At 52.8% G+C, this 13,286-nt stretch carries 11 protein-coding genes, 2 tRNA genes and 1 other RNA gene; 7 read left to right on the forward strand and 7 right to left on the reverse strand.

Annotated elements, in window-relative coordinates:
* Window positions 1-259: 259 nt before the first annotated feature.
* A complete protein-coding gene (locus MXF20_RS04795) occupies window positions 260-907 on the reverse strand; it encodes a YchE family NAAT transporter (protein ID WP_325967903.1) in 648 nt (215 codons plus the stop codon).
* Window positions 908-1,352: 445 nt separating this feature from the next.
* Between MXF20_RS04795 and adhE the strand changes: the two genes are divergently transcribed.
* Window positions 1,353-4,031 (forward strand): bifunctional acetaldehyde-CoA/alcohol dehydrogenase, encoded by a 2,679-nt coding sequence (adhE, locus tag MXF20_RS04800; protein ID WP_325967904.1) that lies wholly within the window; start codon window positions 1,353-1,355, stop codon window positions 4,029-4,031.
* 52 nt (window positions 4,032-4,083) lie between these two features.
* On the opposite strand, the gene tdk is transcribed toward adhE, so the two are convergent.
* Complete coding sequence (gene tdk, locus MXF20_RS04805; RefSeq protein ID WP_325967905.1) at window positions 4,084-4,704, reverse strand: thymidine kinase; 621 nt, start codon at window positions 4,702-4,704, stop codon at window positions 4,084-4,086.
* 404 nt (window positions 4,705-5,108) lie between these two features.
* On the opposite strand from tdk, the gene hns reads away from it, so the two are divergent.
* Entirely contained in the window at window positions 5,109-5,516 is a 408-nt protein-coding gene (gene hns, locus MXF20_RS04810; RefSeq protein WP_031280215.1) for a histone-like nucleoid-structuring protein H-NS, read from the forward strand.
* An 89-nt stretch (window positions 5,517-5,605) separates the two neighbouring features.
* Here the strand turns inward: hns and MXF20_RS04815 are convergent, their stop codons facing one another.
* The 5 genes from MXF20_RS04815 to rssA form a co-directional block, all read right to left on the reverse strand.
* Window positions 5,606-6,613: an NAD-dependent epimerase gene (locus MXF20_RS04815; RefSeq protein WP_325967906.1), complete on the reverse strand. Its 1,008-nt coding sequence runs from the start codon at window positions 6,611-6,613 to the stop codon at window positions 5,606-5,608.
* Window positions 6,614-6,627: 14 nt separating this feature from the next.
* Window positions 6,628-7,968, reverse strand: coding sequence for a UDP-glucose/GDP-mannose dehydrogenase family protein (locus tag MXF20_RS04820; protein ID WP_325967907.1), 1,341 nt, complete (start codon window positions 7,966-7,968; stop codon window positions 6,628-6,630).
* A gap of 23 nt (window positions 7,969-7,991) precedes the next feature.
* The gene (gene galU, locus MXF20_RS04825; protein WP_021510076.1) at window positions 7,992-8,900 is read right to left on the reverse strand and encodes a UTP--glucose-1-phosphate uridylyltransferase GalU; all 909 of its coding nucleotides are present in this window, start codon (window positions 8,898-8,900) and stop codon (window positions 7,992-7,994) included.
* A 192-nt stretch (window positions 8,901-9,092) separates the two neighbouring features.
* Window positions 9,093-10,109, reverse strand: a complete 1,017-nt coding sequence (rssB, locus tag MXF20_RS04830; protein ID WP_325967908.1) for a two-component system response regulator RssB — start codon at window positions 10,107-10,109, stop codon at window positions 9,093-9,095.
* A 101-nt stretch (window positions 10,110-10,210) separates the two neighbouring features.
* Window positions 10,211-11,116: a patatin-like phospholipase RssA gene (gene rssA, locus MXF20_RS04835; protein WP_325967909.1), complete on the reverse strand. Its 906-nt coding sequence runs from the start codon at window positions 11,114-11,116 to the stop codon at window positions 10,211-10,213.
* A gap of 96 nt (window positions 11,117-11,212) precedes the next feature.
* On the opposite strand from rssA, the gene MXF20_RS04840 reads away from it, so the two are divergent.
* The 5 genes from MXF20_RS04840 to MXF20_RS04860 all read left to right on the forward strand — a co-directional run bounded on the left by MXF20_RS04840 (window position 11,213) and on the right by MXF20_RS04860 (window position 13,099).
* Entirely contained in the window at window positions 11,213-11,668 is a 456-nt protein-coding gene (locus MXF20_RS04840; protein ID WP_325967910.1) for a YchJ family protein, read from the forward strand.
* Window positions 11,669-11,725: 57 nt separating this feature from the next.
* Window positions 11,726-12,574: a formyltetrahydrofolate deformylase gene (gene purU / locus MXF20_RS04845; RefSeq protein WP_031280214.1), complete on the forward strand. Its 849-nt coding sequence runs from the start codon at window positions 11,726-11,728 to the stop codon at window positions 12,572-12,574.
* 144 nt (window positions 12,575-12,718) lie between these two features.
* A tRNA-Tyr gene (locus MXF20_RS04850) sits at window positions 12,719-12,803 on the forward strand.
* A gap of 44 nt (window positions 12,804-12,847) precedes the next feature.
* Window positions 12,848-12,932 (forward strand) — tRNA-Tyr (locus MXF20_RS04855).
* A 40-nt stretch (window positions 12,933-12,972) separates the two neighbouring features.
* Window positions 12,973-13,099: non-coding RNA, RtT sRNA (locus MXF20_RS04860), on the forward strand.
* Window positions 13,100-13,286: the final 187 nt, after the last annotated feature.

Below are 13,286 nucleotides of genomic sequence, written 5' to 3' on the forward strand. Positions count from 1 at the left end.
GAAGCCCGGATATTTATTCAGATTTATAGCTCAGGCTAAAGAATGATACTGCTGAAGAATTACAGAGTAGTGGGATGTACTGTGACGATTATCACACTATTTTACGATCCAGGCCGCTTGCAGGATAACACCAGTAGTAAAACTGATAAGGGTAAGCGGATATTAAGCGCGACAAATAGAATCACTAAAATGGTGCAAATTAATGTTTAATTGCACCATTCTGGTTCACCATTCGATTAGCGATAAAAAATAACCGGCTTTAATTCAGCAGCCCCGGGAAAATCGCTTTCATCCCGGTCACGACAAATTCAATACCCAGCGCCATCAGTAACAGCCCCATGATACGCGTAATAACGTTAATGCCGGTTTGCCCCAGCACCCGCACCATTAGCGGTGCAGCCCGGAATAATAACCAGCAACAAAAAGCAAACACCGCAATCGCCAGACTAAAGCCCAGCAGGTTGGGCCAGCTGTGATAACGCGAGCTCCAGACGATGGTTGAGCTGATGGCACCCGGTCCGGCCATCAGCGGCAGCGCCAGTGGCACCACGCCGATGCTCTCACGAATTGCGGTTTCTGATTTCTCCTGCTTGTTCTGCTTATCCTCACCCAGCTTACCGCTGATCATCGACATCGCAATGGTCACCACCAGAATGCCGCCAGCAATGCGGAAAGAGTCAATCGAGATGCCAAACAGATGCAGGATACCGTCACCGAGGAACAGCGAGGTCCAGAGGATGATCGCCACCGCCAGGTTTGCCGTCAGGTTGGTTTTGTTGCGCTCCGCTGCCGCCTGGTAGCTGGTCATGCTGATAAAGACCGGAATAATGCCGACCGGGTTAACCAGCGCGAACAAACCCACAAAAAATTTAATGTAGCCAGAAAGATCGAGTAGCACAGGGGTCACAGTGGGCTCCGGGTGATGGCAAAAAAATCGCGCTTAATGTAGTGCATAAGCCTGGCGAAACACCAGAGGCTGGCGCAGAAATAAATGCTATCAATGCGCCGATTTACCAGTTTATTCGGCTACTGTTAGCGCAATGTTACAGGGCTGCAGCTGGTCAGATCAGCTTATGTAGCCACAGGCGCTAACTTTACTTGCAAAAGTGAGCGCTGAAAGGTGTCAGCTTAGAGTTAAATTGATCTGCATCATATATTGCCTACCTCATCAGGGGTAACCTTACCCCATCGAAACTAAACCCTGACAAACAGGTAATCCGGACGGAAAAAAACCTTTTTAGTAAGCAACGGCATTCGCGTCGCCATCCTTATCCATTCATTAGCGTAGCGTGACTATACTTTTGGACTCAGGCTTGTTTACTAAAAAAGTTTAACTTCCTTAGGAGAGTATTATGGCCGTTACTAATGTTGCCGAGCTTAACGCACTGGTAGAACGTGTTAAAAAGGCACAACGCGAATACGCCAATTTTAGTCAGGAACAAGTAGATACCATTTTCCGTGCGGCCGCCCTCGCCGCTGCCGATGCCCGTATCCCTCTCGCCAAAATGGCCGTTGCCGAATCCGGCATGGGTATCGTCGAAGATAAAGTGATCAAAAACCACTTCGCCTCTGAATACATCTACAACGCTTACAAAGACGAAAAAACCTGTGGCGTGCTGGATACGGATGACACCTTCGGCACCATCACCATCGCTGAGCCGATTGGCCTGATTTGCGGTATCGTCCCTACCACCAACCCGACGTCCACCGCCATCTTTAAAGCACTGATTAGCCTGAAAACACGTAACGGTATTATCTTCTCTCCGCATCCGCGTGCCAAAGATGCCACCAATAAAGCGGCGGATATCGTGCTGCAGGCCGCAATCGCTGCCGGTGCCCCCAAAGACATTATTGGCTGGATCGACGCGCCATCGGTTGAGCTGTCTAACCAGCTGATGCATCACCCTGACATCAACCTGATTCTCGCTACCGGCGGTCCGGGTATGGTGAAAGCCGCTTACAGCTCCGGTAAGCCAGCAATCGGCGTGGGTGCGGGTAATACCCCGGTGGTGATTGACGAAACCGCGGACGTTAAACGCGCGGTGGCCTCAATCCTGATGTCGAAAACCTTCGATAACGGCGTAATTTGTGCTTCTGAACAGTCTGTAATTGTAGTGGATTCTGTTTATGACGCGGTGCGTGAGCGCTTTGCCAGCCACGGCGGCTACCTGCTGCAGGGTAAAGAGCTGAAAGCGGTACAGGACATCATCCTGAAAAATGGCGCGCTGAACGCGGCGATCGTTGGTCAGCCAGCGTACAAAATTGCTGAGCTGGCAGGCATCAGCGTACCGGTCAGCACCAAGATTCTGATTGGTGAAGTGAAACTGGTGGATGAGTCTGAGCCGTTCGCCCACGAGAAGCTCTCTCCGACGCTGGCGATGTATCGCGCGAAAGATTATTACGATGCGGTTGATAAAGCGGAGAAACTGGTGGCCATGGGCGGCATCGGCCACACCTCATGTCTCTATACCGACCAGGATAATCAGCGTGAGCGCGTCCACTTCTTCGGCGACAAAATGAAAACCGCGCGTATCCTGATCAACACCCCGGCTTCACAGGGCGGTATCGGTGACCTGTATAACTTTAAACTGGCCCCTTCTCTGACGCTGGGCTGCGGTTCATGGGGCGGCAACTCCATCTCGGAAAACGTGGGTCCAAAACACCTCATTAATAAGAAAACCGTGGCCAAGCGAGCTGAAAATATGTTGTGGCATAAACTTCCTAAGTCTATCTACTTCCGCCGTGGTTCACTGCCAATTGCCCTGGAAGAAGTGGCGACTGACGGTGCGAAACGCGCCTTTATCGTCACCGACCGCTTCCTGTTCAACAACGGTTATGCTGACCAGGTCACTCGCGTACTGAAATCGCACGGTATCGAAACCGAAGTGTTCTTTGAAGTGGAAGCCGATCCAACGCTGAGCATCGTGCGTAAAGGTGCCGAGCAGATGAACAGCTTCAAACCTGACGTGATTATCGCACTGGGCGGTGGTTCTCCGATGGATGCGGCCAAAATCATGTGGGTGATGTATGAACATCCGGAAACCCACTTTGAAGAGCTGGCGCTGCGCTTTATGGACATCCGTAAACGTATCTACAAGTTCCCGAAAATGGGCGTCAAAGCGCGCATGGTGGCGATTACCACAACTTCAGGTACCGGTTCAGAAGTTACCCCGTTTGCCGTAGTGACCGACGATGCGACTGGTCAGAAATACCCGCTGGCAGATTATGCGCTGACGCCGGATATGGCAATTGTCGATGCCAACCTGGTCATGGAAATGCCGCGTTCCCTGTGTGCCTTCGGTGGTCTGGATGCGGTAACCCACGCGCTGGAAGCCTACGTATCGGTACTGGCGAACGAATACTCCGACGGCCAGGCACTGCAGGCGCTGAAGCTGCTGAAAGAAAACCTGCCAGCCAGCTACCGTGACGGCGCGAAAAATCCCGTGGCGCGTGAGCGTGTCCATAATGCGGCCACCATTGCCGGTATCGCTTTCGCCAACGCCTTCCTCGGCGTATGTCACTCAATGGCGCATAAACTGGGCTCTGAGTTCCACATTCCACACGGTCTGGCCAACGCCCTGCTGATTTGTAACGTGATTCGCTACAACGCGAATGACAATCCAACCAAGCAGACCGCATTCAGTCAGTATGACCGTCCACAGGCGCGCCGCCGCTACGCAGAGATCGCTGACCATCTCGGCCTGAGCGCAGCTGGCGACCGTACCGCGCAGAAAATTGAAAAACTGCTGGTCTGGCTGGAAGAGATGAAAACTCAGCTGGGTATTCCAACCTCCATCCGCGAAGCGGGCGTGCAGGAAGCGGACTTCCTGGCGAAAGTCGACAAACTGGCTGACGATGCGTTCGATGACCAGTGTACCGGCGCTAACCCACGCTATCCGCTGATTGCTGAACTGAAACAAATCATGCTGGATACCTATTACGGCCGTGAGTTCTCAGAAGCGGACAACAGCGTGGCCGCAGAGCATGAACCTAAAGCGGTTAAAGTTGAGAAGAAAACCAAAAAAGCCTGAGTGGCTTGATATAAAAAACCCGCTGCGGCGGGTTTTTTTATGCCATCCGTATTCAGGCGTGAGGAAGTTGCGCGCCGTAAATGGCGTTTAACGATCCTTCATCAATCGCCTGTTTATAGTGCTTGCGACACACGGAGATATAGCGCTCATTGCCGCCAATCACCACCTGCTCCCCTTCGCTGAACGGTTTACCCGCTGCATCCAGGCGCAACACCATGCTGGCTTTGCGTCCACAGTGACAGACCGTTTTCAATTCCACCAGCTTATCGGCCCATGCCAGTAAATACTGGCTACCGGTAAATAGTTCACCGCGAAAATCGGTGCGCAGGCCATAGCACAGCACTGGAATATCCAGATTATCCACCACGTCTGACAGGGCTTTAACCTGCTCACGCGTCAGAAACTGGCTTTCATCCACCAGCACACAATGCACCGTCTGCTGTGCATGCTGTTCAGCTATTTCACTATCCAGTTGAGTTTCGGCGTTATATAAAAAAGCCGGAGACGAAAGGCCAATACGCGAGCTGACTTTTCCAGCGCCAAAGCGATCGTCAATTTCCGCGGTATACACCAGCGTACGCATGCCGCGCTCGTGGTAATTGTAGGATGACTGCAGCAGCGCGGTGGATTTTCCCGCGTTCATCGCTGAGTAATAGAAATAGAGTTGCGCCATAAATTGTCTCTTGTCACCGCCTGAATCTGATGCGCGTGAGTCTATCATAAAGCTGATGCACTGTTGCGATGCATTATTTTTATCAACTGCTCAAATTAACGCCATCAGATTACAGCAACTGCATCGTTAGCGAAATTTCGCACGTTATGTCAAAGCCGCGATCGTGCAGCAATTTTATTCAGCGTTAATAGCGCTGTTGCACGGGCGAAAGCCGCGTAGCCGTATTAATCCCCTTAAAAACTGTGCTATCAAATCTATAAAAAGAAAAATAAATAGCACCTTAAAAAGCTTAACAACATTAACTTTACGTTTTGCTTTTTAATCTGGCTATTGCAGTTATTTTTCACCGCCACTATTATGAGGCGGCAGAACAACTCCATTTAATATATTTTGAGATCAGGACAATGAGCGAAGCACTTAAAATTCTTAATAATATCCGTACATTGCGCGCCCAGGCCCGGGAATGCTCTCTGGAAACACTGGAAGAGATGCTGGAAAAGCTTGAGGTTGTAGTGAATGAACGTCGCGAAGAAGAATCCCTCGCACAGGCGGAAAATGCCGAGCGTAGCCGTAAGCTGGAGCAATATCGTGAAATGCTGATGGCCGACGGTATCGACCCGAACGAGTTGCTGCAGGCACTAGCTGAAACCAAAGCGCCAGGCAAAGCTAAACGCGCGGCTCGCCCGGCGAAATATGGTTACGTTGATGAAAACGGTGAAAACCGCACCTGGACCGGCCAGGGACGTACTCCAGCCGTGATTAAAAAAGCGATTGAAGAACAAGGTAAACAACTGGACGATTTCCTGCTGTAAGGAACCAGTGCTTCGCAGCATGCCTGCTGCGCTCTGTTTTACACCGGGTAAGAAAAAGGAAGCCGCTGGCTTCCTTTTTTTATTGCTGCTTATTGCTGATAGAAGTCGCGATACCAGTCAACAAATTGCTGCACGCCCTGCTCTACGCTGGTCTGCGGGCGGAAATTAATTGCGTCATACAGCGGTTGCGTATCCGCACTGGTGCCCAGTACATCGCCAGGCTGCATTGGCAGCATATTTTTCTTTGCCTCAATCCCCAGCGCTTTTTCCAGCGACTCGATATAGGTCATCAGGCTGGTAGGCTGGCTATTACCAATATTATAAACACGGTAAGGTGCCGAGCTGCTGGCTGGTGAGCCGTTTTCCACCGTCCAGCTGTTATCTGCCTGCGGGATAACGTCCTGCAGGCGCACAATCGCTTCGGCGATATCATCAATATAGGTAAAGTCTCGCGTCATCTGGCCGCGGTTATACACATCAATCGCGTCACCGGCGAGCATCGCCCGGGTGAACTTAAACAGCGCCATATCCGGGCGTCCCCACGGACCATAAACCGTAAAGAAGCGCAACCCGGTAGTGGGTAATTGGTAAAGATGTGAATAGGTGTGCGACATTAATTCGTTAGCTTTTTTGGTCGCTGCATAAAGTGAAACCGGGTGATCAACCGAATCATCGGTTGAGAACGGCATTTTACGGTTCAGGCCATATACTGAACTGGATGAGGCATACAACAGGTGGCCAATCTTATGATGACGGCAACCTTCGAGAATATTTAAATGACCAATCAGGTTGGCATCCGCGTAGGCATGGGGATTCTCAATGGAATAGCGTACGCCTGCCTGCGCGCCTAAATGGATAACACGCGCGAAAGCATGCTGTTCAAACAGGGAAGAAATGGCCTGGCGATCTGCCAGGTCCATTTTTACAAAGGTAAAAGCGGGATGTGGTGTAATCTGGTCAAGGCGCGCCTGTTTCAGGCTGACATCGTAATAGTCATTCAGGTTATCGATACCGACAACCTGGTGACCGGCAGCCAGCAAACGCTGACTCACGTGAAAACCAATAAAACCTGCCGCACCGGTCACCAGAAAATTCATACATCCCTCATTTATTACACAATTTGAATAGACGCTCCGCGGCCGATTGCATAATAAACGAAACCGCGTTTGCTGATACGCTCCGGATCATACAGGTTACGACCATCAAAAATCACGGGTTGTTTTAACGCTGATTTAATCACGTCGAAATCCGGGGCACGGAAGTTCTGCCATTCGGTGCAGATAACCAGGCCATCGGCACCCTGCAATGCAGCTTCTTTAGTGCCGCACAGTTTCAGGTCATCACGGTGACCGTAGATGCGCTGGGCTTCTTCCATCGCTTCCGGGTCAAACGCCTGCACCGTTGCGCCCGCCTGCCACAGTGCTTCCATCAGCACACGGCTCGATGCTTCACGCATGTCGTCGGTATTCGGTTTGAACGCCAGACCCCACAGCGCAAACGTCTTGCCGCGCAGATCGTCACCGAAGTGACGCTTAATGAAGGTCGGTAGCTTGTTCTTCTGCGAATCGTTGACGTCTTCTACCGCCTGCAGCAGGCGCGGGGTGTAGCCGATTGACTCTGCAGTGCGAATCAGCGCCTGCACGTCTTTCGGGAAACAGGAACCGCCGTAGCCGCAGCCCGGATAGATAAAGTGATAACCAATGCGTGAATCGGAACCGATGCCCTGACGCACTTTTTCTACGTCAGCACCCAGACGTTCTGCCAGGTTAGAAATCTCGTTCATGAAGCTGATTTTGGTCGCCAGCATGCAGTTTGCTGCATACTTGGTCAGCTCTGCGCTGCGGATATCCATCAGGATCATGCGATCGTGATTACGGTTAAACGGCTCGTACAGTTCACGCAGCAGCTCAACCACTTCATCATTGTCCGTGCCCACCACAATACGTTCCGGACGCATGCAGTCATTAACGGCGGCACCCTCTTTCAGGAACTCCGGGTTGGAAACCACATCGAAGGTGACGCTGGCATCACGCTGCTTCAGCGTGTCGCTCATCACCGCGCGCACGCGGTCAGCGGTGCCTACCGGAACGGTAGATTTGTCGATAACCACTTTGTGATCGTTCATGTGCTGCGCAATGGTGCGCGCAACCGCAGTCACATATTTCAGGTCGGCAGAGCCATCCTCATCCGGCGGCGTGCCCACAGCGATAAACTGCATTACGCCATGGTTAACGCCCTCTTCCGCATTGGTGCTGAACTTCAGGCGCCCTGCTTCATAGTTAGACATTACCAGCGGCGTCAGGCCCGGTTCGAAAATCGGAATGAGGCCCTTTTTCAGGTTTTCGACTTTCTTTTCGTCGACATCAATACAGAGAACGTCATGTCCGACTTCGGCCAACACCGCAGCCTGAACCAGACCGACATAGCCGATACCAAATACAGTGACTTTCATTGAATTATCCTGTGTTTAATGAATTACTTTTTGTTGCCTGCAACGCCGTCGAGCCACTGAGCGAAATCTTTGCCCAGCACCGGATGACGCACGCCATATTCAACAAAAGCTTGCATATAACCCAGTTTGTTACCGCAGTCATGGCTTACGCCGGTCAGGTGGTAAGCTTCTACGGTCTCTTTTTCCATCAGCATGGCGATGGAGTCGGTCAGCTGTACTTCGCCGCCGGCACCCGGAGGGGTTTTTGCCAGCAGTGGCCAGATATCCGCAGACAGCACATAACGGCCGACAACGGCCAGGTTAGATGGCGCTTCAGAGGCTTTTGGCTTCTCGACCACGCCCACCATCGGTGCGCTCTGGCCTGGTGCCAGCTCTGCGCCCTGGCAGTCAACCACGCCGTAAGCGGTCACATCCGCAACGGGCTCAACCATGATCTGGCTGCGACCGCTCTCTTCGAAGCGCGTCAGCATTTCTGCCAGGTTATCTTTGGTTGGGTTAGATTCGTACTCATCAATGATCACGTCTGGCAGAATAACCGCGACCGGCTCGTCACCGACCAGCGGATGAGCACACATCACTGCGTGACCCAGGCCCTTGGCGATACCCTGACGTACCTGCATGATGGTGACGTGTGGCGGGCAGATTGACTGGATTTCATCCAGCAGCTGACGCTTCACGCGTTTTTCCAGCATCGCTTCCAGTTCGAAACTGGTATCAAAATGGTTTTCGATGGAGTTTTTAGAGGAGTGCGTAACCAGCACGATCTCATTAATACCCGCAGCAATACACTCGTTCACGACATACTGGATCAACGGCTTATCGACCAGCGGTAACATCTCTTTTGGAATAGCTTTGGTGGCAGGCAGCATACGCGTACCCAGACCTGCAACCGGGATTACCGCTTTTTTTACTTTAGACTTATAGGCAGACATCAAATACCTCTCTTAATAGGCCGTTCAAGTTAATACTTGATATGTCGGTTTAAAAACGAAATGAGTATATCAGTTAGTGTCAGACGGATTTATCCTGGATGGAGTTAATCCGCGGAATTTAAGACTATTACCCAAGTGTAAAGCTTAGCTTTGGCCCTGTCTTTAACCCGCGGAAAATATAACGCTGACTGGCTATTCTTCGGACGATAACATCAGGCGAAGCCGGCCTCCGGCACCCCAGACATGACATTGCCAGGCCTCGGCGCGCTGGCTGATTTGATTAAGATGGGTGCTGCCCATAGTACCAAGCGGCACGCCGTTACTGAGTTGGATTTGATGGGTGTTAATGTGCAGCGTGGCATTCAGGCCGGCAGAGACCAGAATCAGATTTTTCAACTGACGATGATAGTACCCCACCAGCAGCGGGAACTGACCGTTCAGGTTAGCCTGACGTAACAGCATATTCACCTGACGCAGCAAACCATTGAGTTCCGGCAGACGCTGTTTCTGCCCGGACAGTTGCTCCTGCAGTAAGCCATTAAACAGTGCTCTGAGCAGCAGGGCCGCCAGCACACCGTTATCGCCAGCGCGCGTTACGTCGAGACAGTAAAATGCCAGATCTTTGTCCGAGAGCGCCGCGATATCCAGCACCAGCCCCGGCTGCTCCGCCATCGTCAGCTGACGATAGTTAATGCGACAGCTGGCGATCGTCTGCTGCACGGGGGGTTGCAACTGCTTAAGCAGCTTGGCCGCCGCCAGCGGATCGCGCACCAGCGCATCCCAGTCCTGGAACAGCTGTTCATCTTCTTCCACCTTCGAGGTGAACATGGAAGGATAGAGGCATTCAAAGACCGCTTCACGGAAGCGTTCGAGATTTTTCAGCGGCTTGAGCAGCACGTCCTGCACACCCAGGCGCAGCACGTGGGCGATATCCGCCATATTTTGCGTAGCGGAAATGATCAGTATCGGCACGCTGTTGCCGCGCGTGCGAATACGTTCGACGAACTCGATGCCGCCCATGCGCGGCATTTCCAGATCGCAAATCACCAAATCCACCGCCTGCGCGGCGAGCAAATCCAGGCCGTCCAGTCCGTCGCCCGCTTCAAGCGTGCTGGCACCAAGGCCGGTTAACAGCTTGTCCAGCAATGAACGGAAAACGACCTCATCTTCGACAATGAGTATCTTTTTGCCGATTAGCGGTTTTTCCATTCTCTCCCCCTGCGTACCAGATATTTCAATAGTGGTTCATAAAACGCTGTTGCGCCTTTCAGAATTGGCTGAAGTCACAACCCCCGTGAATGAACAACTGATTATCTGCTACGGACCAGCGGTAATAGTTCATCCATTTTTTTCTCCACGGCGGCCTTGCCTGCCGCAATGGCCTCTTCAGCCCGATGAAAGTCCAGCGTTGAAATCTGTGGACAAAAGGGCTGAATCAGCACATCCGGCGGATCGCCTGCCATACGATTACGTTTCAGGCGATTTTCCAAAACCTGGATTGACGTTGACATAATTTCCATTGCGCCCGGTGACTGGCTGGCGCGCCGATGGGTTAGCCCCAGCAGACGCTGACGCAGTTTTTTGCCCCAGGTTAGCGCTTCCGCCGCAGCCGCCTCTTCACCGTTCTGCGGCGTGACCGACAGCAGATCCTGCTGCATCAGATGCGCATCGTGTTGCAGGTCAACGGCAATCACAATGTCTGCACCCAGCGCGCGGGTCAGCGAAATCGGCACCGGATTCACCACCGCGCCATCGACCAGCCAATAACCATTGTAGCCAACCGGAGGCAATAAACCTGGCATACTACACGATGCACGCACCGCCTGGTGCAAATCCCCTTCCGTCAGCCACAATTCACGGCCGGTACTCAGGTTGGTTGCCACCACGCCAAAGCGCTTCTCCGCGTCTTCGATGAGCTCGTTGGGGATTAACTGACGAATGTGACTGAATACCCGATCGCCGCGCAGCAAACCGCCACGCTGCCAGGAGAGATCCATCAGGCGGATGACATCCCAGTAGCGAAATGCGCTGACCCATTTCTCCATCAGCGCCAGCCGGCCGTTAACGTACGCGGAGCCCACCAGCGCGCCCACCGAACAGCCCGCGACGACATCCACCTCAATACCGGCGCGCTCCAGCGCGTTAATGACACCAATGTGCGCCCAGCCTTTGGCAGCGCCCGATCCCAGGGCCAGCCCAATCCTGACTTTTCTCATCTCACCTCGTGATCAACCTGATACGTAGCTTCACGCTGGCCAGTCGGCTAACATAGCGCACGCTTACATTAACTTTAATCACTCTCAGGAGATGATGTGTCCGAAAAGTGCCCCTGCTGCAGCGGTGAGCAGTATAGCCTATGTTGTCAGCCCTTTCTGAACGGGCAACAAACGCCACAGCGAGCGGAACAGTTAATGCGCTCGCGCTACAGCGCTTACGTCATGCAAAACGCCGCCTGGCTGGTGGAGACCTGGCATCCCAGCCAGCGTGTAACCGGGCTGGAGACGCTATTATCCGAAAGTTTCGCCAGCACCGAATGGCTTGGCCTGACTGTAACCCGTTGTAATCACGGAAGCCATGAGAATGAAGCCTTCGTCACTTTTTTTGCGCGCTACCTCGAAAAAGGGCGAACCTGCAGCCTGTATGAATGTTCACGCTTTCTTCGCGAGGATCAACGCTGGTACTATGTCGACGGAACAACGCCGGAATTAGGGCGTAACGATCGCTGTCCTTGTGGCTCCGATAAAAAATACAAAAAATGTTGTGGCTAATCTGGACAGATGCCCAACAGCTTCACCATTCATCGCTTTGACAGGACTCTGATCGAGATGCAAGCGCAAACCATGCAACGAAAAGTTTTACGAACCATCTGCCCCGATGCCAAAGGTCTGATCGCCAAGATCACCAACATTTGTTACAAGCACGAACTGAACATTGTGCAGAACAATGAGTTCGTCGATCACCGTACCGGGCGCTTTTTCATGCGCACAGAGCTGGAAGGTATTTTCAACGACAACACGCTGCTGGCCGACCTCGACAGCGCGCTGCCGACCGGTTCAGTGCGTGAACTGCACAGCGCCGGCCGTCGCCGCGTGGTGATTCTGGTGACCAAAGAGGCACACTGCCTGGGCGATCTGCTGATGAAGAGCGCTTTTGGCGGACTGGATATGGAAATCGCCGCGGTGATTGGCAACCACGAAACGCTGCGTTCACTGGTTGAGCGTTTTGACATTCCGTTCGTGCTGGTCAGCCATGAAGGCCTGACGCGCGAAGAGCACGATAACCGCATGGCGGATGAGATCGATCGCTATCAGCCGGACTATGTGGTGCTGGCAAAATACATGCGCGTGCTGACGCCGGCGTTTGTGCAGCGCTATCCTAACCAGATCATCAACATTCACCACTCGTTCCTGCCGGCCTTCATCGGTGCACGTCCTTATCATCAGGCCTATGAGCGCGGCGTGAAGATCATCGGTGCCACCGCGCACTACGTGAACGACAACCTTGATGAAGGTCCTATCATCATGCAGGACGTGATTAACGTCGATCACAGCTACACCGCTGAAGAGATGATGCGTGCCGGACGCGACGTTGAGAAGAATGTATTAAGCCGTGCGCTGTATAAAGTGCTGGGCCAGCGCGTGTTTGTTTACGGCAACCGCACGATCATTCTTTAACCACTGCGGCGCTGAATTGCGCAACTCTTCAGCGCCACGCGTAAAAAGTGGGCAAACGATTGAGTTTTTTACTGTGGGCGCTTTACAGACTGAACGCATTTGGTATGATGCGCCCCGCTTTCAGGCATAAAGATTCAGGCCAGTGGCGGGATTCCCGAGCGGCCAAAGGGAGCAGACTGTAAATCTGCCGTCATCGACTTCGAAGGTTCGAATCCTTCTCCCGCCACCATCTGAATCCACTTCGCGCCTGAATCTTCTGAGCTTTATATCCCTGGCGGGATTCCCGAGCGGCCAAAGGGAGCAGACTGTAAATCTGCCGTCATCGACTTCGAAGGTTCGAATCCTTCTCCCGCCACCATCTCATGTTGCACTCTCCTTCCAGCCATTCAACAAAGCCAGTTAATAACACCTGGAGAAGGATGAGAAGCTTCGACCGAAGGTTCGGGTCGAACGCAGTGAGACAACGCGCGCAGCGCGGCCCGCAGGGTGAGCCGCTTGCGGCGAATAATCCTTCTCCCGCCACCATTTCATGCTGCACTTCTCCTCCAGCTGACATCTGAATTCAGGCAATGCCAGGTCGCCATTAATGGCGCCCCTTATATCCCGATCATTCTCCTCCGGGTATGATGATCCCCGACTGATCATCGGGAAGTTGCTGGTGAGATGGGGGCGCCCCCTGGGCATAAAGCCTGCTTCGTAGATTCATCCCCGG

Source organism: Pantoea dispersa, from assembly GCF_035783935.1.
Lineage (GTDB): Bacteria > Pseudomonadota > Gammaproteobacteria > Enterobacterales > Enterobacteriaceae > Pantoea > Pantoea dispersa_C.